The organism is Enterobacter cloacae complex sp. GYL001, from assembly GCF_049237125.1.
GTDB lineage: Bacteria > Pseudomonadota > Gammaproteobacteria > Enterobacterales > Enterobacteriaceae > Enterobacter > Enterobacter hormaechei_C.
On record NZ_JBMKGW010000003.1, the window covers coordinates 90,706 to 115,171 of the forward strand.

General features: G+C 58.0%; 19 protein-coding genes. All 19 read right to left on the reverse strand.

The window, feature by feature from the left end; genetic code table 11:
• Nucleotides 1–4,386, reverse strand: coding sequence for an RHS repeat-associated core domain-containing protein (locus ACOTWU_RS07785; RefSeq protein WP_232964215.1), 4,386 nt, complete (start codon nt 4,384–4,386; stop codon nt 1–3).
• 3 nt (nt 4,387–4,389) lie between these two features.
• Nucleotides 4,390–4,830 (reverse strand): DcrB-related protein, encoded by a 441-nt coding sequence (locus ACOTWU_RS07790; protein WP_045142089.1) that lies wholly within the window; start codon nt 4,828–4,830, stop codon nt 4,390–4,392.
• Between the two features lie 75 nt (nt 4,831–4,905).
• Nucleotides 4,906–6,828: a type VI secretion system Vgr family protein gene (locus tag ACOTWU_RS07795; protein WP_126498627.1), complete on the reverse strand. Its 1,923-nt coding sequence runs from the start codon at nt 6,826–6,828 to the stop codon at nt 4,906–4,908.
• 197 nt (nt 6,829–7,025) lie between these two features.
• Nucleotides 7,026–7,787, reverse strand: coding sequence for an ankyrin repeat domain-containing protein (locus ACOTWU_RS07800; protein WP_220719429.1), 762 nt, complete (start codon nt 7,785–7,787; stop codon nt 7,026–7,028).
• Complete coding sequence (locus tag ACOTWU_RS07805; protein WP_040117757.1) at nt 7,784–9,250, reverse strand: hypothetical protein; 1,467 nt, start codon at nt 9,248–9,250, stop codon at nt 7,784–7,786. Before ACOTWU_RS07805 ends, ACOTWU_RS07800 begins: the two co-directional genes overlap by 4 nt.
• Before the next feature lie 25 nt (nt 9,251–9,275).
• Nucleotides 9,276–10,709 carry a serine/threonine protein kinase gene (locus tag ACOTWU_RS07810; RefSeq protein WP_023296772.1) on the reverse strand — a complete coding sequence of 478 codons (1,434 nt, stop codon included), beginning with the start codon at nt 10,707–10,709 and terminating at the stop codon, nt 9,276–9,278.
• Nucleotides 10,710–10,733: 24 nt separating this feature from the next.
• The gene (gene tssH / locus ACOTWU_RS07815; protein ID WP_040117758.1) at nt 10,734–13,349 is read right to left on the reverse strand and encodes a type VI secretion system ATPase TssH; all 2,616 of its coding nucleotides are present in this window, start codon (nt 13,347–13,349) and stop codon (nt 10,734–10,736) included.
• Between the two features lie 38 nt (nt 13,350–13,387).
• Nucleotides 13,388–14,431 (reverse strand): type VI secretion system baseplate subunit TssG, encoded by a 1,044-nt coding sequence (tssG, locus tag ACOTWU_RS07820; RefSeq protein WP_040117759.1) that lies wholly within the window; start codon nt 14,429–14,431, stop codon nt 13,388–13,390.
• Nucleotides 14,428–16,299: a type VI secretion system baseplate subunit TssF gene (tssF, locus tag ACOTWU_RS07825; RefSeq protein WP_126498628.1), complete on the reverse strand. Its 1,872-nt coding sequence runs from the start codon at nt 16,297–16,299 to the stop codon at nt 14,428–14,430. Before tssF ends, tssG begins: the two co-directional genes overlap by 4 nt.
• Before the next feature lie 2 nt (nt 16,300–16,301).
• Complete coding sequence (gene tssE / locus ACOTWU_RS07830; RefSeq protein WP_015570336.1) at nt 16,302–16,865, reverse strand: type VI secretion system baseplate subunit TssE; 564 nt, start codon at nt 16,863–16,865, stop codon at nt 16,302–16,304.
• Nucleotides 16,858–17,670 (reverse strand): type VI secretion system accessory protein TagJ, encoded by an 813-nt coding sequence (locus ACOTWU_RS07835; protein ID WP_040117761.1) that lies wholly within the window; start codon nt 17,668–17,670, stop codon nt 16,858–16,860. The genes tssE and ACOTWU_RS07835 overlap by 8 nt, the downstream gene beginning before the upstream one ends.
• Nucleotides 17,671–17,679: 9 nt before the next feature.
• A complete protein-coding gene (locus tag ACOTWU_RS07840; protein WP_040117762.1) occupies nt 17,680–18,666 on the reverse strand; it encodes a hypothetical protein in 987 nt (328 codons plus the stop codon).
• A 16-nt stretch (nt 18,667–18,682) separates the two neighbouring features.
• Nucleotides 18,683–19,480: a PP2C family protein-serine/threonine phosphatase gene (locus tag ACOTWU_RS07845; RefSeq protein WP_003859969.1), complete on the reverse strand. Its 798-nt coding sequence runs from the start codon at nt 19,478–19,480 to the stop codon at nt 18,683–18,685.
• Nucleotides 19,477–21,252 (reverse strand): type VI secretion system-associated FHA domain protein TagH, encoded by a 1,776-nt coding sequence (tagH, locus tag ACOTWU_RS07850; RefSeq protein ID WP_040117763.1) that lies wholly within the window; start codon nt 21,250–21,252, stop codon nt 19,477–19,479. Before tagH ends, ACOTWU_RS07845 begins: the two co-directional genes overlap by 4 nt.
• Before the next feature lie 90 nt (nt 21,253–21,342).
• On the reverse strand, nt 21,343–21,759 hold the full coding sequence (locus tag ACOTWU_RS07855) for a hypothetical protein (RefSeq protein WP_126498630.1): 417 nt from the start codon (nt 21,757–21,759) through the stop codon (nt 21,343–21,345).
• Nucleotides 21,753–22,742 (reverse strand): hypothetical protein, encoded by a 990-nt coding sequence (locus ACOTWU_RS07860; protein WP_015570333.1) that lies wholly within the window; start codon nt 22,740–22,742, stop codon nt 21,753–21,755. The genes ACOTWU_RS07855 and ACOTWU_RS07860 overlap by 7 nt, the downstream gene beginning before the upstream one ends.
• A gap of 75 nt (nt 22,743–22,817) precedes the next feature.
• Nucleotides 22,818–23,300 carry an Hcp family type VI secretion system effector gene (locus tag ACOTWU_RS07865; RefSeq protein WP_014884229.1) on the reverse strand — a complete coding sequence of 161 codons (483 nt, stop codon included), beginning with the start codon at nt 23,298–23,300 and terminating at the stop codon, nt 22,818–22,820.
• 180 nt (nt 23,301–23,480) lie between these two features.
• Complete coding sequence (locus ACOTWU_RS07870) at nt 23,481–23,906, reverse strand: T6SS amidase immunity protein Tai4 family protein (RefSeq protein WP_017693279.1); 426 nt, start codon at nt 23,904–23,906, stop codon at nt 23,481–23,483.
• On the reverse strand, nt 23,903–24,409 hold the full coding sequence (locus ACOTWU_RS07875) for a type VI secretion system amidase effector protein Tae4 (RefSeq protein ID WP_017384301.1): 507 nt from the start codon (nt 24,407–24,409) through the stop codon (nt 23,903–23,905). Before ACOTWU_RS07875 ends, ACOTWU_RS07870 begins: the two co-directional genes overlap by 4 nt.
• Nucleotides 24,410–24,466 lie beyond the last annotated feature (57 nt).

The following is a 24,466-nucleotide window of genomic DNA, read 5'->3' on the forward strand; positions in this document are numbered from 1 at the left end:
TCAAAAATGATAAGCACGGTCTAGTATGTCAAGGTGATATCTTGGTGTAACGATTACTAGATTATCAACATCATAAACACCGCCTCCATGTTGGATAGGGGTTCTATGGTGTAGAACATAAGATCTATTTTTCCCGTTCCACTGTGTATCATGCGCTATTGGAGCTTTACCTCCCCGCATTCTGGTTACATTTGATGTACTAAATTGCTTCGAAAGATGCGGGTCGAGAGACACCTCTTTCCAGAAATTCTCTCTAAAATCATCAAAGGATTTAAATTCCCGGCCTCGTAATTTATCAGCAACAGATGATGGGAATAAACCTGCATTACCATGCGATCCCTTCAACCACTTGCCTTTTATTTTACTACCTTTTCCTGATGCAACCCCTGCCTCGCATCTATTAAGACCCCACGGATCCACCCACCCCAGCGCATTCGGCGCATACTGGTAAAGGTTTATCCCCCCCGCCAGCCCTATCGGGTCCTGCTGCGTAAATCGTCCGCAGTCCGGGTCGTAATACCGGAACAGATTGTAGTGCAGCCCTGTCTCACGGTCCAGGTATTGCCCCTGCATGCGCAGGTTCTGGGAATATCCTGATACCTGCGTCTCGCTTTCCCGCAGCAGTTTGCCCCAGGCGCTGTTCACCCCTTCCCAGCGCACCTGCCCTTCGCTATCCGTCATCCGCTCCGGCGTGCCGTTGGGCTGGCAGTGGAACCAGAAGATTTCCGGGGCATCAACGCCGTCAATACGCGCCAGCGGATCGTAGCTGTCCTGATCGCTGTAGACGTAGGTCAGCGGCACATCCCCGTGCACCTCCTGCAACAGCCGGAACCCTTCCCATACAAACCGGGTGGTGACTGGCTTGCCGGTCGGCTGCCCAAACAGCATCTGGCGTCGCGTTTTGCTGATGCGGCGCCCGAGCGGGTCATAGCGGAAGCTGACCTGCGTCTGCGGCCTGTTGCGGTCCCGCGGCTGGCTGATGACCTCCGTCAGGCGGTGCTCGCCGTCATAGCGGTAGTGCCAGCGGGTCTGGCCGTTATCCTTCTCCACGGTACGACCGTGGATGTCATAGCGCCAGCGAATGCCGTTCAGCTGCGTCAGGCGGTTGTGCGTGACCTTCTCAGCCGAGCCTTCAAGCGGGTTACCGGCAGCATCCCAGCGCCACTGCTCCTGGCCGGGCAGCGTGCCGTCCTGAACCAGCAGACGTCCGGCGCTGTCGTACTGCCAGCGGTACCAGCTGAACGGGTTATCGTCCCGCTCTTCGCGGACCAGGTTATTGCGATAGTCGTAATCCCAGCGGCGGGACCAGCGGCGCGGCGACGGGCGCTGGGCATTGCCGGTAAAAACGTCCCGGTGATGCAGTCGGCCAAGGCGGTCGTATTCGCTGCGGGTGGTCAGCAGCCCCTGGGTGCGGCTGGTTTCACGGTGGAGTTCGTCGCGGGTAAAGTCGGAGACCGACAGCTTATCAAGGGCAATGCTGAGCAAATGTCCGCTACCGTAGTAAAACTGCTTCAGCTCCCGGCCATCGGGCAGCGTGACGGAGGTGCGGTTGCCCAGCGCATCATACTCCCACGCCAGCTCCCCGTGTTCGCCCGTTTCGTGTGTGACGCGCCCGAGCGCGTCATACTCAAATACAAGCTCCTGCTCGGCCTCGGCGCTCCAGGCATCGGCTGAAAGCGCGGGATGCAGCCCAATCCGGCTCAGAAGGCCGGACGGGGTGTAGTGGTAGCGGGTCTGCCCCTCCGGCGTGGTGCGGGCGACCAGCTGGCCGCTCGCGCTCCAGGCGAAAGCGTGGGTGATGGCCTCCGGATGTCCGGCGGCAAAGGTGCGCGCTATCGTACGTCCGCAGGCATCGTAGCGATACTGCGAGGCCACGCCATCCAGCCCCACCTCTTCCAGCAGCAGCGAGTCTGCGCCCCAGCGGAACTGATACGCTTCGCCGTTTTCGTTTTCCAGGGCAATCAAACGCCCGCGGCTGTCCCAGCGGCGGCGCACCTCTTCACCCTGCGTATTACGGGTGGCGGTTAAGCGCCCTGCCTCGTCGTATCTGAACTCGCTCTCTTTCCCGTCGGCGCCCGCATGCTTCACCGGCAGGCCACGTTCGTTCCATTTGAGCGACTCGGTCCAGCCTTCTGGTCGGTCGAGCTGCACCGGACGCCCCGCGGCGTCGTAGCGGTAACGCGTCTCTTCGCCGTCGGCGCTTATCTCAGCCACCAGCCAGCCCAGCGGATGATAACGGTATTGTGTCACTCGGCCCGAACAGTCCGTCGCACGCACCATCTGCCCGGCCTCGTTGTACTCCTGGTAACGGCTGTTCCCAGCGGCATCGACTTCTTCAACCACCTGACCAAACTCGTCCCGACGCAGCAGCGTGGTCTGCCCCATCGGATCCACCACGCGTTTCAGCCCGTGATGTTCGTCATACCGGAAACGGGTGGCGCTACCGTCAGCTTCGATGATGGACGCCGGAAGCGCACGGTGCTCCAGCCAGGTGGTGGTGCGGGTATTGCCGTCGGCGTCGATCTCCTGCACCCGGTTGCCCATGTCGTCATAGACGAAGGTAACGGCATTACCCAGCGGATCGATGCGGCGCGTGAGGAGTTCGTTGTCATCCCACTCGTAGCGCCAGTTCTCACCGCGCTCGTCAACGTAGCGAACAATCAGGTTTTGCGCGTTCCAGTAATGCTTTCGCGTCTGACCGTCGTAGTGATCGACGGTCGTCAGCCCGGCGGCTAAATCGTAGGTAAAGCGACAGCCGTCGCCGGTGCTGGTGCGGTTTTCCACCACGCGCCAGTGGTCGAATTTTTGCCAGCGGTATTCGCTCTCCAGCCCGCCCGGCAGACGGTGCCAGACCATCAGGCCATCATCGTTATAACGGTATTCACGGGTTACCACGCCGGAGGCATCCGTTGCGCTGGCCAGCTGGCCGCGCGCGTCGTACCCCCACTGCATCAGCGGCCATGTCTGGTTGCCGTCAAAATGGCTCGCCGAGGTAACGCGCTGCGGGAAACGTTCATCGTCATAGCGCAGGGTGACATCGATCGCTCGCGGCTCATCGTGCAGACCGACCAGCCGCCCGTGCTCATCCCATTCAGTCAGCAGCGCGTTGCCGTATTCGTCGCTGAGGGAGACCAGACGCAGGATGGAGGGGTTAGCGCGGGTCGGTTTATACAGACGCCACACCGCGCCGTCATCGTCGGCTATCGCCACGTCGCCGCTCTCATTGCGGCGGATGATAATGCCTTCGCTGATGCTGTAAAACGCGCGGTCGACCGGCGGCAGCTCGAAGCTCAGCTCGCGCCCGGTTTCATCGAACCAGGTGGCGTTGTTTTCTTCCAGCGTCAGATAGCTGTCAAAGGTGGTAGCCCAGCCCAGACCAAACAGCCCTTCGCGGGTGGTCAGGCTGTTGTAGCTGCGCTGCCAGCGCAGTGGAAAGCGCCCCGGCAGCGAGAAATCGAGTTCGTCGTCGTCATTCAGCACCTTCACGCCGGTAGCGGCATGAACCGGGTGCGAGGAGCCGAACACGGCGTTGACGGCCATATCAGCCAGCATCCCGCCACCGGCAGCAGCCAGCGCGCAGGGCATGTTTTTCAGGATCTTGCCTGGCCGCCCGCGCAGCAGGGAGAGCGCAATCATCCCCAGCGCCAGACCCGGCGTTTTACCGCTTTTGATATCGCGGACCGTGAGCGTGTCGCCGCCGATGATCACGTTCGGGGATACGTCGTCGGAAACGGTGCCCTCGCAGGTGGTGCGATCTTTTGCGCGCACCGCAGGCTGTCCGTTGATGAAGACGCTTTTCGAGCCTTCCGCCAGATACTGCGGCCCGGAGTGTTTATCACACGCCACCTTGTCTTCTTCCAGCGGCGAGGTCCCCGCGGCGGCAGAGGCGACGCTGGGCTGCCACATCTCGCTGCCGAACTGTCCGGCAGCGGAGAGCAGCATGCCCGCGTAGTCGGCAAAGCTGCCAGGCGACTGCGGCTCAGGGGACGGGGTATCGGCAGGCGTTAACGTCCCGGCTGCGCGTGCAGCGGGAAGTTTATTTGTCAGAACGTTGCTCGAACCGGTGGTGATTTTCCCCGCGGGCGACGGCGGGAAAAGCGCGTTACCCAGCCCTTCAGCGGCGTTGCTGATATCGTCGGTGATCCCGGCGACGTTCGCCAGAACCCCGCCGATAATGCCGCTCAACAGACAGCTGGATCCAATCGCCGCCACGCCTGCCGCTGCGGCCCCGGCTCCCAGCAGTGGGGCCGCGACGGTCGCTGCTGCGCCCACCGCCGCGCCAATCACCGCATAGGCGGCACCTTCCGCCACAATGCTGGTAATATCAGCAAAAATGCTGGAGTGAATAATCTCGTCGCCCTTACGGGCCGCGTTGTTATCGCTCATGCCTTACACATTCCGGTTGTCGTTTAGCGTCAGACTCTGCTTCAGTGCGCTCCAGCGCGCCTCGTCCTCTTCCGTAAAGGCTTTTAAGGCCGAGAGGGTAAAAATCATCAGTACCGGTTTGCCTGGCGTCTGCACGGCCAGCTGTTTTTGCCACAGGCGCTGGCCGTTACGGTCAAAGGTGGTCTCAACTTCTACCCCATCAATGTTGCCGGCAGGCCCGGCTTTTACGTGCTGAAATTCGCTCTGGGCGATCTCACCCATCTGATGACGCAGCACGTCCCACTGGCGGTGAAACTCTTGTTCGTAGTCGCTGCCATCCGGGATAACGCCGCGGCTGACCACCACGGACAGCCCGCTTTCGTCATCGCGAATAATGTTCATGCTGTTGTCCTGCCAGGCGGCAGGAAAAAGGGTAAAGGAACCTTCCTGGAGGGTGTATTTCATCGGTGAACTCGCGTCTAAAATTGCTAAAGGGTTTTACGTGCCGCCACGGACAACCCGGCGGCAGACAGAAAGCGGTTACTCTTCCGGGGGCGTAAATTTCTCCTGCACCGCCGCATCAATATCCCCTTTATGCCCCGATCCCGGCGCCGTTGTGCCCGGCTTGGTGCCCGACGTATTCAGGTGCAGCTTGCCGCCCGTGGTGATATAGCCGTCCCCTTCAACGAAGAAGTTGAACTCTTTGCCGATCAGGTTAATTTTGCCGTTAGCGTTAAGCTCAATAGCACTCTCGCCCGAGACCAGCCGCAGCTTCGTCCCGGAAGCAATAACATACTGCTCTACCGCCGCATCCAGCTTGCCTTTACCCGTCAGGATCTCGGTTCCGCCTTTCACGGCCTGGATCTGATTAGCCTCCACGCGATGCAGCTCATTTTTCTTCACGTAATGGCTGCGTGCGCCGCCAACGCTGTGCGTTTCATCATTCTTGACGCTGGTGTCCAGATTCCGCTCGGCCTGGATCCACACCTGTTCCTCGCCCGCCTTGTCCTCAAAGCGCAGGGCGTTGGCATTGTCGACTGAACCGTCTTTCGTGCGGCTCATAAAGCCCATCTGCGTCGCGGCAGCCGGCAGCGCCCACGGCGGCATGCTTGCTTCGTTGTATACGCGGCCGGTGATAATCGGACGGTCCGGGTCGCCGTTGATAAAGTCCACCACCACCTCATCGCCGACGCGCGGGATTTGCACCCCGCCGTAGCCCTGGCCCGCCCAGGCGCTCGACACGCGCACCCAGCAGGAGCTGGTGTCATCGCCCTTCGCCAGGCGGTCCCAGTGGAACTTCACCTTCACGCGGCCATATTTGTCCGTCCAGATACTCTCCCCCTGCGGTCCCACGACTTTCGCCGTCTGCGGGCCGTAGGTGCGCGGCCACGCCGTGCTCTGCGCCGGACGGTAGGACACCGACGCCGGGATAACGGTGAAATCGGTGCGGTGAATGGTTTCCCCCTCACCGCTCGCGTAGCGGTTCTCCTCGAAGTGGTAACCCGCCGCCGTCACCAGATACTCCCCGTTGTCACTGAAGAACGGCGCGTTGGACAGGGTAAAGATGTGGCCCGGCGCAATGCCCGCCGCCGTGGCCGTCGCCTGAATCTGCTGATGCTCCACCTGCCAGCGCTCCTGACGGATTCGGGCGTAGAACTCCGCATGGCCTGTCTCCACAAAGCGGCCCGGCCAGTCGTACACGTCGATGCTGCCCGGCTTCGGGGACGCCGGGTTCTGCTGCGCCTGGAACAGCCACGCGTTCGGCTTGCGGAAGTCATAGTCGTCGAGGCTGTATATCCCCGGCGTCACGCTGTCCTCCAGTGCCCACTGACTGATGCCCTCTTCATCCGTACTGCCGCCGGACGGCGTCTGGTGGTAAGGAATGACTTCATAGCCGCTGAACGGCTGGTGCTGGGTCGCGGCGTCGGTCAGTACCAGGGTATGCTTGTCGGCCTCGTGGCTGAAGTAGTACGCAATCCCCTCCAGCTCCATCAGGCGGCTGATGAAGTCCAGGCTCGATTCCTGATACTGCACGCAGTAGTCCCACACCCGGTAGCTGCCGGTAAGTTTGTCTTCGAGGTTAACCTGATGCTCACCCAGCAGGGTTTTGACAATCTGCGGTACCGTCTGGCCCTGGAAGATACGCAGGTTACGGTCGCGCTTCATCGGCCACAGGTCCGGCTCCACCGTCAGCTGGTACACCGCGTAGCGGGTGCCCGTCAGCTCCACGGCGCTCACCGCCACGCGCGTCACCTTGCCGTTGATATAGCGGGGGGTGAGCAGGTTCTGCGTGGGGATGGTCACCGTGACCGGCTGGCCCAGCAGCTTGCTGCGGTCAATGCGCGCGTCCGTACCAAGCAGGGTCAGCGTCAGCGCGAACGACTCGGACATCGCCTCACGGCCGGAGAGTTTCCAGAAAAGCAGCCCCTCAACCGGGAGCTGGACGGTAATTCGGTTGAGCATAATCTTTATTCCGTAATGGTTTATGCTGGGAACGTTTATGAACGTAAAGCTAATTTCGACGAGGTGGTTTTGGATTGATGCAATGCTGGGTTGATTTGTCTGGAGGTACGAACTTTCGTTTTTATAAATCCAAAGAGTGCAGGCTAATGGAAACTCCGGAAAAAACCTTATCTCTGGCTTTCATGAAAGTTGAGCAATCACTTAACCGGCGCAGGTGGCCACACGCCCCCTTTCTGAATAAGTTTCTCTTTTATTTCATTTAACTTCTCGTATTGCTCGCTGCCTCTATCAAGTCCACTCAGCGCGTCCGCAAGCGCATTACTCATTGACCAGCCATTTTTAGCCTTAACTGACGGGTCCGCTCCACGATCGAGCAGTAACAAGACATGCTCGTAAGCCTGGTTATCCAGCGCATCAAACACCAGCGTTTTACCCAGTGAATTGGTTGCATTGACGTCAGCTCCGCGATCGAGCATGGCTTCCAGAGTCTCTGTGTTTTTCGCTTTAAGCGACTGGAAGACGATCGGTTCGTGGAAGACCTTATCTTTCACGTTGGGTGAGAGGCCACCGTCCAGCATCGCATCGATCCAATCCGCGCTGTCCCCCTTCAGGGCAAATTCGGCAGGGCTGCTTTTTCCCTGCGGTCGAGGCTGGAGCGGATCTGCGCCGGCCTTAACAAGCAATGTAATCACCTTTAAATGGGGCGATGTTTTTTTATCATTAATCGCGTTGCCGATGGCCCAAAAAAGCAGGGTCATATCCTGCTTTCCCGGTTGATTAAGATCGCTTTCTGGTGCAAGCGTCTTCACCGCGTCGACATCACCTTCTTCAATCGCTTTCGCCAGTTCAAGCTGCTGACCGCTGAAGTAGTCCTGTGGATTAAGGTCCATATCCTGCTTACACCCCTGAATCATGAATAAAAAACATAACGCGACAAAAGCCATAAACCGTTTTTTCACAATCGACTCCCGATTATCGAAATATCCTCGTCCTTCTGTTGCTCTATGCAATCAATCGCCTGATTAATCCCGTGGCGGTCCAGCGCGCTTCCGGTTCCACCGGGAAGATCGTGGGGTATTCCGGCAGCATTAGGGCTCAGCGCAGAGATTTCCTCTTTGAGGATCCACGAAGGGACATGCCCTTTCATCGTTTTCAGATCCTCCCAGGGGTTAACTTCCTGAATCTTCGTCAGCAGCTCACCTTCAACCCGATAAGCCTGGATATTATCCGTACTGCCTAATATCTTGCCGCCGTATTTTTCTACGGTTCCGGCATTCAGGCCGGCGGCGTTAAACGTCCACCCCGCTTTCCCGCTGCCCATGGAGGTCGCAGAGGCGAGGCCACCGCCAAGGGAATGACCGGCAATATCAATATTCTGGCCTGACCTTGCCAGCTCCTTACCAATACTCACAGCCTTTTTATAATAATCTGAAGCCATACCCATGCCCTGTGAGAAGTTATTCGACCAGTCAGCCCCGTTTACCACTGGCGCCAGCTCCCCTTTGGTCAGTAAAGCGGAGACATTCTCAGACAGAGAGGCGAAACCAGGCTCGCGCGATCCCCTGAATACCAGCGTGGGGTTCATATCTGTACCAAACACTTCCGGCTTCGGTTGATAGACGCGCGCCAGAAAATTGGGGGACGTATCATCGTCAAAGAGCATTGATTTGTTCAGCCCGAACTTTCCTAACAGCGCATCGTCATTACTGATATCCGTCCACCCCTCCGGCACGCCCGGTGTGGTTTCCAGCGGGTTGACGGTCTTATAAATATTTTCCGCAAGCTTCGCTTTTTCCACTGCGATATTATTCGCCGCCAGACGCTTCGCGGCGATCTGGGCATCCGGATAAAGGCTATTACTCCCCTTCGCAATCAGATCTTTACGCGCCTGCCAGCGCTCTGCTTTGGTCATCTTCTGAAGCTGCCCGGCATAGGTTTTACCGTCCTTGCCCGGAGTAGGTTCATCCGGCACCTGTGCCGTTTTAGATTTCACCACCTGTTTTGGCAGTACCGTTGGCGCAGGGCGAGATCCGTACGTTCTCACCATGGTTTCGTAGCGGTCGACAATCGTACTCACCGGATACCAGCCCAGGCCGACCAGCGAGGCAGCCTGGAGTTGCCCTTTGGCATTGATGTAAAAAATTTCCGTTACTGATGACCAGTCACGAAAACTTTCGTCAATGGCAACCACCCTGCCCATCTCTAAATCCTGCGCGATCAGCGTGCGGGTATTGCGCCCGGACTGATAAGGATTCGCACCGGTGATCGTGCGCAGCAGATCGTAGCGCGTGAAGAGCGAGCGCAGCGAATGGTCGGGAACCGACATAATCCACTGTCCGGCAACGGACGGACGGATTATTTTCGCAAACAACGCTGGCGAGACGTTCTCGTGGAACAGATAGACAAACTTGATGTTATACATTCGCTCCGTCCTGTTACCCGCAGGCTTACGGATTCACCAGCCAGGTGCCTGGCTTCGCAATATCCAGCGTCTGGGTACGCGTTCTTCCATTGCCTTCCAGTTCAATGCGGGTCTCGCCCGCAGGCAATTTCAGCGATGCGTAACCGTTATTGCCCGGACGCAGCGCTTTAGACTCGCCGTTCACCTTCAGCGTCTCGCCATCAAGCATGCGGATGTAGACCAGCGCGACCGGGCTGGCGTCGACAGGCGGCGCACTCTGCTGCGCCGTAGAAGGTGACGCTACCGGCTCGCTCACGTCTGCCGTTGCCGGTCTGGTCTCCGCCTGGGCGGAGGTCTCAGCCGGAGGGCTCACGGCAGGGGTTTGCGCCGTCTGCTCTGGCGTTTCCTGGCTGCCGCCGCCGAACAGCATCGCACCGGCAACCACCCCAACCAGCACGCCCGCGGCCACCAGCCCCGGAAGCTTGTAACGTCGCCAGTCCAGCGCGGAAGCAGATGTCTCCTCTTCCACCGGCACCAGCATCGTGCCGGTCTTCTTCGCGGTAAGCACCTCGTCGATACCGGCGACGGGCATCTCGATCAGCGCCGCGAACTCCTCAATGGATTGCGGACGGTCTTCCATATGCAGCGCCAGCGCCTTGTCGATGGCCTGTAGCAACGGGATGGAATACCCCTGCGGCATCAGCTCCACCAGCGGTTTGCAGGTATCCTGAATCGAACGCACCACGCTGACCGGCGGCGGAGAGCCGACGATGAGGGTGCGCAATACGGCGCCGAGCGCGTAGATATCCGTCCACGGCCCCTGCTCGCTTTCATTGTCGTCGGTATACTGCTCGATAGGCGCGAAGCCCGGACGCAGCATGGTTTCCGTCTCATCCGAGAGATTACCGATGGTGCGGCGCGCCGATCCGAAATCGAGCAGCACCGGCAGGCCGTTATCCTGAATCTGAATGTTATCCAGCGAGATGTCGCGGTGCAGATAACCCTCGTCGTGGATCGTTTTGATGGCGCCGAAGAGCATTGGCAGCATGCGGCGGATCCACGCCTCGTTAATCAGCTCCGGTTTCTCTTCGCGCAGACGCGACAGCGTGGTACCGCTGTAAAACAGCGTCCCCATATAGGCCGTGTCGTTTTGCACCCAGAAACGCAGTACGTGCAGCAGGTTCGGGTGGTTAAAGCGCGCCAGCAGGCGGGCTTCCTGGATGAAGCTGTTCAGACCGGCAGAAAACGCTTTGCCGAAGCGCTCGCTGCGCAGCACCAGCGTCATATCCTCGCCGCGCACGGCGAGGGAGGAAGGCATAAATTCTTTGATAGCGATAGTGCGTTCGAGCTGGTGATCCCAGGCGCGATAGACGATGCCGAATCCGCCGCCGCCAATCACCTCTTTTATCTCAAACTCATTGAAACGGTACCCGACCGGGAGCGCGTTTGGGACAGTCCGATTGTTATCATTATCCGTCATCTTTTACAGTTCTCTTGATGATTATTACGCGGCAAACTGACAGTGGAACTCGCCCTGCTCGCAGGTGACATGCAGACGTCGGTACTGCTCGTCGCTGCGGCTGGCGGTAAGTAAAATCTGGCTCATCTGAGGCAGCAACGTATTGGTCAGAATCGCATCCACCATACGCCCGCCCGACTCAACCTCGGTACAGCGCTGAACAATCTGTTCGACCACGCTGTCGTCAAATTCAGAAATAATGTTGTGATTCTCTTCCAGACGACGCTGAATGCGCCTGAGCTGAAGACGCACAATCTGCCCCAGCATCTCGTCGCTCAGCGGGTAATACGGCACCACCAGCAGGCGGCCCAGCAGCGCAGGCGGGAACACCTCCAGCAGAGGCTGGCGCAGGGCGCCGCTTAACGCGTCAGGCTCCGGCATCAGTTCCGGGTCGGCGCACATGGCTGCGATCAGGTCGGTGCCAACGTTAGAGGTCAGAATAATAATGGTGTTACGGAAATCAATGTGACGCCCTTCGCCGTCCTCCATCCAGCCCTTGTCGAAGACCTGGAAGAAGATCTCGTGCACGTCCGGGTGCGCTTTTTCAATTTCGTCCAGCAGCACCACGCTGTAGGGACGGCGGCGCACGGCCTCGGTTAAGACGCCGCCTTCACCATAGCCCACATAGCCCGGAGGCGCACCTTTTAACGTCGAAACGGTGTGCGCTTCCTGGAATTCACTCATGTTGATGGTAATGACGTTCTGCTCGCCGCCGTAAAGCGACTCCGCCAGCGCCAGCGCGGTTTCGGTTTTACCTACGCCGGACGGCCCGCAGAGCATGAATACGCCGACCGGTTTGTTTGGATCGTCAAGCTTCGCCCGGGAGGTTTTTACCCGACGGGCAATCAGATCCAGACCATGACGCTGGCCAATAACCCGCTGGTTCAGCGTGTCGGCCAGATTCAGCACCGCGTCGATCTCATTTTTCACCATCCGGCCCAGCGGGATCCCGGTCCAGTCTGAAACCACCGCAGCCACCACGTTCTCATCCACCGCGGCAAACAGCAGCGGTTCGTCACCCTGTAAGGTCTTCAGCGCCTGCTGCTGTTCTGCCAGCTGGCCGCGCAGGTCAGCCGTATCCTCATCTCCCGCCGCAAACAGCGCGGCACGCAGACGGATAATCTCCTGCACCCGCGTGCGCTCTTCTTCCCAGCGACGGGCCAGAGCTTCGCGTTGGGTTTCGAACGCGTCACGCTCTGAGGTTAAGGTCGCCACACGCGCCGGATCGCCCGCCCCCACGCGCGCTTCGCGTTCAGCAATCTCCAGCTCCACATCCAGGGCCGCCAGGTGACGCAGACAGTCTTCCAGCTGGGCAGGCGGCGCGCTCTGGCTGACGGCCACGCGCGCGCAGGCGGTATCCAGCAGCGCCACCGCTTTATCCGGCAGCTGACGCGCAGGAATATAGCGATGCGACAGTTTCACCGCCGCGCTGACCGCTTCGTCGAGGAGTAAAACCTGATGATGGGTTTCCAGCGGTGACACGGTGCTGCGCAGCATCAGCACGGCTTTGGCTTCGTCCGGCTCGTGAACCTGTACGGTCTGGAAACGGCGGGTCAGCGCCGGATCTTTCTCAATGTATTTTTTGTATTCCGCCCAGGTGGTCGCGCCAATGGTGCGCAGTTGCCCGCGCGCCAGGGCAGGCTTGAGCAGGTTAGCGGCATCGCCGGTGCCCTGCTGACCGCCAGCGCCAATCAGGGTGTGGATCTCATCGATGAACAGAATAATCGGCGTGGCGCTGGACTGCACCTCGTTGATCAGCGCCTGGAGGCGCGCCTCAAATTCCCCTTTCATGCCCGCTCCGGCCTGAAGCATGCCGATATCCAGCAGCCACAGCTGAACGTTTTGCAGCGGCTCCGGCACGTCGCCGTCAGCAATACGCAGCGCCAGCCCTTCCACCACCGCCGTTTTCCCGACGCCGGCTTCCCCGGTCAGCAGGGGGTTGTTCTGGCGACGACGCATCAGAATATCGACCATCTGGCGGATCTCTTCATCGCGCCCCACCACCGGGTCGATTTTCCCTTCCCGGGCGCGCGCCGTCAGATCCTGACCATACTGCGCCAGCGTGCCCTGCGCAGCCGGTACTGCCCCGGCAGGCGCGTCCGCAGCGGCGGCGGCCTGCTGGCTCTCTTTGCTGCTGGCGCAAATGGCGTCGAACTGCTCGATCAGCACCTCGACGTTAAGACGGGTGAACTGCGCCGAAATGCTTTTCAGCACGTTAGCCAGATTCCACGTTTTCAGTATGCCGATCAGCAAATGGCCGCCGCGGATGCGGCTGACGCCAAACTTCAGCGAGCCGTAGACCCAGGCGCGCTCGACGGCGCTGTCGATATGCTCGGAAAGATCAGACACAGAACTCGCGCCACGCGGCAGGGCATCCAGCGCCGCCACGATATCGCGCGTCAGCTGCTGTTCATCAAGGGCGAAGTGACGGATGACCTGTTGCAGATCGCCATCCTGCTGCTGCATCAGCTGATGCAGCCAGTGCACCAGCTCAACGTACGGGTTGCCGCGCAGCTTACAGAAGGCAGTCGCGCTTTCCAGAGAGGTAAATAACAGCGTATCCAGTTTGCCGAAAAGCACGGCACGGCTAATTTCTGACATGTTAGTTTCCATTAACAATGATTCGGTATACGGAAGGATTATCGCTCTGCGCGATACACCAGATCGCCACGCGGAACAGGCTGAGGCTGAAGGCCGAGCCAGGTGTTGTACCCTAATCGCCCGGCGCTGCCGAGCGTGGCGCCCTGCACCGCATCGGCGCGCAGGATCACCCGTGTTTCCCATTCAAATTCCACCCCGGCGTACTGTCGCACCCAGTCGCGCAGCTCGGTCACCCACCCTTCGCCCGGCAGAAAACGGTTGTAGTCGTCTGCGCTCAACGGGCCAATCTCGAGCCGAAATTTATGCTGCACGTCGCGTACCGCAATGCCGAGAAAAGCGGACTCTCCCATGCGCGGCAGGCGACGCCCCTCACCCAGCTGTGCCTGCTCCCGCGTTGAGAGCGGCATCCACTGCGGGACGTTGGCCACCAGCCTGACAGGCACGTTGAAATAGTTGCGCAGGATCTTCTCCAGCCCTTCAGGGTCCCGCCCGTGGCGGGTCAGGTGCCCGGCGTGAGTAAAGCGGGCGTGCGCGCTCAGGCTGCCTTTCGACATCTGGGCAGGCTGTCCCATGCCAATCAGCGATGCCAGATACCCTTCGAAGCGCCTGTTGTCGTCGCGATCCAGTGAAACGGCAGGCTGCGCGTCCGCCCAGGCGCGGTAGAACAGCAGCGTCAGGCGGTGGTGAAAGAGGTCGGCAAACGCGCTAAGGCTGTGATCCTGATGATGATGAATACGCTCGCGGGCATACTCAGTCATGTGCACCGGCAGCGGGCCGTTAGGACCAAACAGGCCGAAGCTCAGTATGGAAACGTCATGCAGTCCGTTCTCTTCCCGCTGCCGGACCTCAGCAACCGTTGACGGCGCAAAGCCCATTGAAGGCTGCTGACCAATACGCAGCGGCTCAAATTTAGGCAGCGGCGCGCGCCCCAGCGGGTAACGTTCACCGCCCTGGGCATCAATGCGTCTTAACAGCTGGAACAGATCATAGCGCCACGGCGTCTCGCGCACCCCGCGCCAGAACGCATCGGGCAGCGGCGTCAGGCGATGCACGCGCAGCGTTGCAGGGGCAACTTCACTCATACCAGCGCCCTTTTACCCATGCGCGGCGCCCAGTAGCCGATTTCACCACGCTGCTGGCTCTTGAGCGTGAACTCCGTAAAACTGTTGATGGAGACCAGGCGGGCAAAAAGGCGTTCCAGCACGCTGCCGAAAAGCCATGGGCTGGCGCCGGAAAAGGCGCGTTCGTCCACCGTCAGGGTGATGCCGATCCCGCGGGCGAACACCACCGGGCCGGGTTCAGGCACGCGACGGTGCACCGGCTCCAGCACGCAGTGACGAACGCCATCCACCTGACGGGCAACCGGCGTCTCGGCCAGGTTGGCGTACAGCCCTAACAGCTGACGCAGCGCGGCAGCGCCCTCTTCGTTTTCGCTGTCCATCAGGCTGAGGTAGTTCATTTGCAGCTGGCTGATGAGCCGCCAGGTGCTGAACCCTTCCGCCAGCGCCGGACGCGGCGGCGTCGGGCCTTTACGCAGGGTTAACGCCTTCACCGGCATGGAGTCGGCCATAATAAACTGCCCAAGCTCCTGCTGGAGCATCAGCGGCAGGTCACGGCTGGTGCACAGCACCTCGGCGGAAATGTAGCGCAAATTCTCCTGCCACGGCGCGTGCTGCGCATCCACCAGCGAGACGAAGACCTCCGAGCCGATATAGCCCGTGCGGGTGCCATAGCGCAGCGCGTGTTCGGAGAGAACGCGCTGCTCACGGCGCAGGGAAAAATAGGCGCCGTAGTTGCCCGCGTCTCCGCTCCAGGTACTCCAGAAAGGACGAAACGTCTGGTCGTCCCGCTGACCATCCGCGCTGGCATAAATTTTTTTCACGGCATAAATTTCATAATCCAGCGGGCGGATGTTATCCACCACCAGGTGGTATTCATGCTGGCTTTCGCTCAGCTTCTGCCGGGCCGCCACTTTCGGGAACAGGTTGATCACCGGCGTGCAGTGCAGCGCCAGGTGGCTGGCATCCACCACGCGCTCCAGCTGATCGTCGCTCTTGTCGAGCAGAATGAAGATATCAAACGCTTTTTCGTCTTCGCAGCGCTGGATCAGCTTGCCCAGCCCGCTCAGGCTGATGAAACGAAAACGCGCCGGGAACGCAAAGTACTCCTGCAACAGGCGATAGCCGTCGAAGTTGCGCAGATCGTCCGGGAGCAGCGCCTGGTCCGCATCAAAGCCTTCCTGACGCAGGGCGTCAGACGACAGCAGCTGGCGCTGGGGCTGCTTGCTGACCGTCTGGCAGACAATACCCGCGTGGTGCTCCATCACCAGCTCCAGCAGCTTCAGCGCCTCGATGTCCGGGCCGCTTAAGAAGAACTCCAGGCGGTCAAAGTCCAGGTGCCCGAGATGCTGCGGGCCATCGCAGGCAATGCGGATCCGTAGGGCGCTGCTGATCCCCCGCTGGCTCAGGCCGAGCTGGACCAGCGGCAGATCGGCGGGAACGCCGCCCAGCTCGATCCGCTCAATTTTTAACGGCAGCAGGTTGACCTCGTGTGCCGTGGTATAGCTGCACGTAACCCCGGTCTTTTTCAGCGCCAGGCTGTCCATCATGGTGCCGCGCGGCACAATAAAGCCTTTGCTCAGGTCGCCGCGGCTGCTGTCGGGCTGAATTTCAGCGATCGCCATCGACGGCGTAGGCGCCAGATAATTTGGCGCAATCATCTCCAGCATACGCTGTGAAAAGCGCGGAAATTCGGCGTCCATTTTCATCTGCACGCGGGAGGTCAGGAAGGCGAAACCTTCCATCAGGCGCTCAATGTACGGGTCCGCCACTTCGATGCCGCGCATGCCGAGCCGCCCCGCCACTTTCGGGTAGCGCTCGGCGAACTCTGCGCCCATCTCGCGCAGATAGGCCAGTTCACGGTTGTAATATTCGAGCAGTTTGCTTTCCATAATTACCCCGCATCCTTCAGTTCAAAATGGCCGTTCTCAAGATCGACGTCGGTGCGAAAGAGAAATTCCAGCGGATACGGCACGCACCACAGGCGACCTTTGATTTCGATAGACAGAACGTTGTGCAGATCTAACGAGGAGGTATCGGACACGCAGCGAACCTGAAGCCCCTGCGGCAGGATCCGCGGTTCAAAGTTAATAATCGCTTCGGTGAGCTTGCGCTGAATGTCGTGCCATTCAATATCGGACATTCTTTTCCCCGCCAGCGGCGCCACGCCAAAGTTAACGACGGAACGGCTCACCTGCGTCAGCCCGCTCAGATCGCTGGAGGCATCGTGGTTAATGGTGTTAAACAACCACTGTAAATCCCGCAGGACGTTACGACGCAGCGCGGCGTGGGTAATCAGATTGCTGTTGGCGGACTCGCGTTTTTTTTCCGGATCGTTATCCGTCAGGCGATCCAGCAGTGAGGGCTGCATTTTGTCGCGCGCCCCCACTTTCTCCTGCCTGCTGCGGGCCTGCCAGCCGCTGCGCAGCAGATCGCCTTCGCCAGCGGGATTACTCATCCGCACCATCCGAGGTAAATGTCACCAGGCTCAGGGTAAGCAGCGGGCTTTCGCTTTGCTCGCTCAGCCAGGCTTTCTGTCCCATGCCTTCATACAGGGCGCCGTCATCGTCCAGCGGGAGCCATTCGGTGGTGCGCCCCAGCTTAACGCTGTCTGGCGCCCCGTCAGCAAACGGATAACGCGCCGGGATCTGACACACCTGCTCGGTGCCGTCCGTGAGGCGGACCAGCACATGACGCCACACCAGATCGGTCACGCTGGCCGGAGCCTGAAAACGGATCGCGTCGATGGCGCAGAACGGCACCCAGAAATAACGGCCATTGACCAGGGTTTCACACACCGGCCCCAGACGGGCATCGCCGTCCATCAGCCATTCAAAGGTGTGGCTCTCTTCATTCTCCAGCGTGACCTGCCCGCGGCTTGCCGGGGCCTGTTCGAGTGCCGCCAGGCGCAGCGTTTGCGCTTGCCCTGCGCTTTCGGTCAGCGCCTGGGCTAACGTCGTCAGCCACGGCCACTGCGCCTCGGGCATTGCCGGTCGTACCTCACCCGCGAACACGCGCGCACGCTGCTGTTCACCCTGAATGGCCTGCTCCAGCAGCGTTACGGTCGGTTTTGCCTGCGGCTTCAGCGCCAGCCAGCTTTTCAGCTGGGTCAGGGCGCGCGCCCAGTTGCCGCTGAGGATCAGAAACTGCACAAACGCAGCGCGCAGATCGGCATCCGCCGGACGGGCTTTGATATCGGCTTCCAGGCGAAGCAGCGCGTCGCTAATCGACTCCCCCGCCAGACGTTGATAAAGCGTATTCATAGCCCCTCCTTAATTCGCCGCGCGCCAGGCGCCCACTGCCGGATCGCGCAGCTGCGGACGCAGCGTGTCAATCAGAACAACGTTCAGCTCCGCGCCCGGTGCAACCCATGCGTTCCAGATCTTCTTCACCTCTGCGATACGCGCCTGGAGTCTGGCGTCGTCGCTGGCGATCTCACGGGTGATTTCCACCGCCACCGTGCCGTTGCTCTTCCAGCCGTTCAGGGTGCTGTCGTACGGCAGGATCATCCAGCTCTGGTCGCTGTTCGGGGTGCTGAAGACCATGCGTTCTTTGTTGACGGAGGTGATCAGCGCCTTTTCAGGATCGACCGCGTTGTTCAGCCCCATCACCGGGAAGCCGTGAATGTAGGTGACCGGAATCGCTTTCTGCGTCCCGTTACGGTTCTGCGTCACCACGGTGTGGCCGCTGAGCCAGCTGCCGTTGCCGCAGCGGGTGGTGTCGGAATCCGGAATAAACAGCGCTGGCGCGGAGGAACCGCCCTCCCAGAAGGTGCGCAGGTGGCAACCGTCCTGAAGGGTGAACTCCTGCCATGGCGTACGATCTGCCGCCACGGTGTGCGTCTCCGGATTCTGGTCAGGCGGCAGCAGCGCGCCTGAGGTGGAGGTCGTTGCCGCCGCCGTTTCCTGCTGCTTCACCACCAGCGCCCAGTCCTGCGCTTTAGCCGCTGTGCCCCGGGCAAGCGTCGTGCCTTCCGGATCGTTAAGCGTCCAGTTCAGGGTATTCAGCTTGCTGCACTGGTGCTCCAGCAGCGAGCCAAGGCGCGGCACGAAGTTTTCCAGCACCGAAACCTCTTTCTTGCCGTTCGCCACGATACGCAGCGCCACGTCCGCCTTACACCAGCTTTGCGGCGTATTGTCTTTAATGTTGTCGATCCAGATATCCAGCTTCTGCGCAGGAGACTGCACGATGCGGAAGTTTTCAGCCTGTGCGGTGGTCGCCACCGTCAGAAGAGCCAAACCCGATAGCCAAAGTTTCATATCAATCCTTGTGTGTCTAATCAGTTCCGCAGGGAAGAAATTGTGCTGCGTCAGAGAGCGTATGCAGCAAAGTGGTGTCCTGAGGGTTGCCCATCCACACCGCCACGGCGGTATAGTTATCCTGAGCATTGCCCTCCTGTTCGGCATTCTTTTGAATGATTTGGTTCATTAAGGTCAGCCACTCCTGTGGCGTATTGACCATGTGCAGCGACTGCTTCATCTGCTCTTCGCTGACGCCGTGCCAGAAACCGTCGGTGCAGAGCAGGAAAGCATCACCGTCCTCAACCTGCACGACATCGCTGTAGCTCGCTTCCGGTCCGCCATTCTCAATACCCAGCGCCAGATACAGCAGGTTGCTGTTGAGATCGTCGGTCTGATGCCCGGCATCTTTCATCTGCTGGACGAGGCTGTGATCGGTGGTGACATGCCACAGCCAGCCGCGGCGAAACAGGTACAGGCGGCTGTCTCCGGCGTGCGCCCAGTAAGCCAGACGGTAATCCCTGTCGATAAACAGGCTGACCAGCGTGGTGCCCATCCGGCGATAGTCCTGCACGGCCTGTTGTTCGCTGAGAATGGTGCGGTTCGCCGTTTGGACGTAGTCACGAATATGCTGCGCATTCAGGTGCTTGTCGCCGTCAAAGCGGGAAATAATGCTGTTGCGGGCCAGCTCAGCGGCCACCTCGCCGCCCGGCAGGCCCGCGATGCCGTCACAGACGACAAAGCAGGCTGAACGTTCCCCGATGGTTTCTCCCGTCTGATCCTGGTTGCTGGCGCGCGTCCCCTGGCGGGAGAGAGAAGCCGTTGCGATATTCATTTTTCTTCCGATCCGCTTTGTGAGTCTTTGTACTGATTGACCTCCATGTCATAGGCATGGAGGAAGGCTTCGCCAAACAGGGTATGGAAGTCGTCCTCGATCTCGCCCGCCGTCTCGCCATAGCTACGCACGAAATAATCCCACAGCGCGGCTTTACGGCTGCCCGGCAGCGCCAGGCGTGACGTCATCCCGTTCTGCTTCGCCTGCTCTTCCAGCTGTTCCGGGTTAAAGGATTGCAGCATAGCGGCGATAATGGCGCGGATACCGGAGATCATCCCTAGCTGGTGTGCCTGGAGATCGATCAGCGCATCACGCACCGATTTGGTCGGCGGCATAAAGCCCGGCATCGGCGTGCCGAACATCTGGATCAGCACCGTTTTCCCGGTCGGCAACAGTTTGAACGGGTTGTTCGCATCGTCGAGCACCATGGTCATATCGGCTTTCACCCCACGCTTGAGGATGGAGCGCGAGGAGAGCAGCGCCACGGTCCCCTGCGAGAACATGCCCAGGATCTGCCCCAGCTGACGCATATTTTCCCGGTCAAACTGCGGCACCGGCTGCATTTCGCTCAGGCCCATGCCCTCCAGCAGCGCCTCCAGCAGTTCGCCCTGAAGCACCTCGCCCCGCTCGCCGGTCTGCGCGGAGGCAGCAGGCGATGCAGCGTTTTTAACCGGGTCGATACGCAGACGTCCCTTCGGCGTCTGCGCGTTGCTGCGCGCCACGGCCTGCGGTGTTGGCATGGTGAAGCCAGCGTAATCGGGACGCGCGGGCTCTTCTTCCGCGCGCGGCGCATCCTGTGGTTCAGTCGGTTCCGGATCGAACAGCGGTGAGCTGGCCAGCGCATCCTCTTCCTGTGCGGCTTGCGCTTCAGGCTTTGGCTCCGGCTTATCGGCCACGATTTCATCCGGATGGGTTAACGGCGCGCCGCCCATCAGGCCGAGAGGGTCATCGTGACGCGCGGCAGGTGCGCTCGCCGACCCGCCAAACAGGGCTAACGGATCGAGTTCGTCAGACGCCTCTTCCTTTGGCTGGGCAGGTTTGCTTTCGTCCGGCTGTACCAGCGTTGAAGGGGTGACATCGTCAAAGATGCTCTCTTTTTTAAACAACGCTTCATCACTGAACAGCGTGTCCGGGTCAACGTTTTTACGTTCAAGCGACGGTTCGGCGTCGTTAAACATTGCCAGCGGATCTTCGGCATTCCGCTCCGGGGCCGCAGGCTGGGAGAACGGGTCGTGGGAGGCCGCGGGCTGTGGTTTTGCCCGGTTGCTGGAGATGCTGTCGGAGATGGAAAACTCCTGCATCAGGCTGTCCCAGATTTCCGACGGCACGGCCGTAGGTTCAGCTTTTCCGCGAGGCGCGGCGCTGGCCGGTTTCGGTTGCGGTGCTGGCGCAGGTGTCGCCGCTGGACGCGCCTGCTGCATGCTTGCCGCCATGCGGCTTACGGGCTGGGTGTCATGAATGAGTTCGCTGACTTCAATGCGATAATCATCAATACCGAGAATATCCCCATCCTGAAGCTCAACCTGACGCCCACGCTCCAGCGGGATATCATTCAGTACCACGCGGGTAACGCTGCCGCGGTTTGTGACGCGGCATTCGCCACTGGCGTCGACGTGAACGATGGCCTGCAAACGCGAGATGGTGCGGTCATTGTCCGGCAGCACCAGATTGTTATCCGTACCGCGCCCAATGGTGCCGCCCGGGGCATAAAAATCACAGCTGCTTTGCGGCGGCTGATGACCGGGTTTCGTAGAAATAATCGTGAATCGCATGGCGTATTCCTGCTGGTATGATTAGCGCTCAAACGCTGCCGCTCTCAGGGGTGAGAACGGCGGGGTTTGGGGGTTAAGGGCTGATTAAAACTATTTGACTACATTCAGGAAAATAATACCGATAAGCAGCCATAGCGTAAAAAGTAAGGCCTGAGTTTTATAGCGTCGATGCAGTTTTAATATCCAGCCGATTCTCTCTTCCGGTAATGCCTGAACGAATTTATAGGCATCGTCCTGAACATTTCTGTCTTTGGTAAATTTCATCTTCACGCCTTTGCGAAGACGAACAAACCAGATTATTTTTTGATAGTTCGCCAGCGAACCGAAAAAAGATGCGTAATTTGTCACCAGATCGAGATCGTAGCCTTTTTGCCGATATTCTGAAAGAAGCTGATTATATTCGGTCTCGTGTTTTTTAAAATAACGGGAACTGATGAGGTCCATAATTACGACAAGTAAAAATAAAACTACAATCAGAAATAAAAGAATATTTTCTACATTCACCATAGTTTATCCATGACATACTCAGTTGCTCCACCGGCAACTTCGCCACCAATGTATCCACCCGCAGCGGCGCCTACCACAGAACACGCGAGCAACCCTACACCACCTGTTGCCACGCCCAATGCAACACATACGCCAGCCCCAGCCATGGCGCCATATTTTCCGCCATAAATCCCGCCCGCAAGACTGGCCCCGAATTGACTGTACTTCTTAACGGCGACTTTGGAACAACTCTGCTCTCTACCTACAGTACAGGCATCGTAAACTTCATTGGTTGTGTTTGCACCAGCGAAGCCGATAGCAAGCCATCCTCCCATTTTCAGAAAACGGGCAGCTTTTGAAGCATTGTCTACATATGTTGAATACCCTCGTATCGAGGCAACACCCGCAGTACTCCATTCGTGGACAATTGACCTGCTTGATAAACCTAAAGCGTGCTTGATTTCTTCATAAGGTTTCAGTTTCAGCGTTAGTCTGGACAGCTTATTTAATAAAACGTCCAGCTCAGAAAAAAGTTTTTGCCTTTCAACAAAAAACTGCTGCCCGATCAATGTGCCTTGCGTTCTGTATTGATTTTGATAAGCCAGTTCGATAGCTTTTAATTTCTTTTCTATTTCGCTAAAGTACCTTTCACCTGCATCAGCAACCACCCCGAGAGATTTATCCATAAAATTAGTTAATGCTGCGATGGTACTAAAATGCTTGTTAAAGAAATTAGCTTCATCTGTATTCAGTTCTGCCAATGCTCCATTAACCTTTTGCTTTGCATTTTGTAATTGTTTTAGCTGAACCGCATTTTCAGCACCCGGAGCATTAAGGATCAATATTTGCCCGGGTTTTAACCACCGTGTGTCCCTGTTCACTTGCATAAAATAACGTGCCGCTTCACTGTCTGGTTTATTGAACAGTAGTCTTGCCTGGAAATCTAACGTACCAGCCTGCTGAACAACACAATAACCAGGAGCAACCGTTGATTTTACGCTCATATTGACATCCCTTTGCAAACGAAATTAAGTCTCTATAAATAATGACCGGGGAAAACTCCCCGGTCACGCGCGCAATTACGCTTCTTTGTTTTCTTTGATGTTCCAGCCAGCGCTGCTTTCAGCACCTTTACCACCGGCAGTGGTCTGCTCCCAGTACTGCTGTTTCACTTTCGCAGCCTGGAATGCATAGGTCACGCCAACGGTATCGCCGTTGTCTGCACCCGTGTACTGAACGGAAGTCACGAGAACGTCTTCCAGGGTGATGCGGGTGTATTCAACCTGCTGACCACCCGCTTTGCAGACGGACAGTTCAACTTTGGTCAGGTGTTTACCGCTTGCGCAGTGTTTCAGGATTGCTGTAGTGGATTTGTCGATCAGAGCGTTAACGTGCAGATCGTTAAAGTTCACTTTACCGGCACCGCCGCCACCGCCAACGCTCATATTACCTGGCTGGGACGCGCCCCAGGAGAAGGAGGTAATATCAGTCCAGCCGGTGTGGTTAGAATCTTTAGATTCGCCCGTAACACCCTCGACCTTCAGAAACATATCAATAGCCATAATATCTACTCTTCGTGGATGAACAATATTGCTTTCGAAAAAGCCCTTATATGGCAAACAGGAAAGCATGGGGCTGAATAAAACCGTCCATATTTTACCTCTGCCTCATATCAAACGACCCGTGTCATTTGACAGTCTTACATTCCCCCTGAACGAAAGGAAAGAATGTGAAGTCTTATACTATTGTGGATTATCCTGAATCCAGGTGCGGTCAGGATTTCCGATGATTAATTGAGGAGCAAGTTGATTAAGTTCGTCACTATGATAAAGACGCAGGCAGTTTAAGGTTACGCCTTTTACATCGGGTTTTCTCTCAGAATGAAAGGCATTGGTTGCACCTTTATATTTATTAATAAGAGCATTAATTTTGTCATTGCCATTTTCAATATCGAAAGGCACCCATTCCAGTAATGCGCTACTGCTACGGGCTGCATCCAGAGAAAACTGGCTTTTATCATCTGCAACTTGTGCCAGGCAGCGAGAAAAAACAACGTCTTTAACAACTTGCTTATAAGGCATTTTTTTGACAAACGACACCGGATCGTCAGTTGCATACACAGAGGCGGAACTGGTGAGCAACAGTAGACTAGCAATCATTTTTTTCATGGCAACTCCCAAAAATTAGCTTTGGTCGTCGTGTAATTCGTCTCCGGCGCATTGAAATAACAGTGATCCGAACAGGTTAAACCATTCCAGAATGTTGCATGACCTGCGGCGTCACTCCAGCCCTGTACCTCAAACAGAATTACGCCCTTTTTGTTGGCTAATTGCTCAACGGGTAAGGAAGGATAACTCACGATCATGTCAGGTTTACCCCACTGACGCGTCAACCAGGCAATGACATCCTTTACGCGGTAGAAGTACCATTTATTATCAGCACCGGATACCGTGAGATTTGCAATACGCGGAACGGGATGCCCGGTATAGTTAAGAACATAACTCATCCGTACGGCACAACTATTTGACCACCCGCCCTCATCTGGCGCTATTTCGAAATTGTGCTTAACTTTGCCGCCGATAACTTGCTTAACTTTGCCGATAGAATCATTTGCATCGTAAATACGTGTTGCCGCCGCCCAGGCAGCAACAAACGAAGGTCTCGCGGTCATATTTCCTCTCAAATTTCCATACTATAAAGCTAACGCCGGGCATGGCCCCCCGGCGGC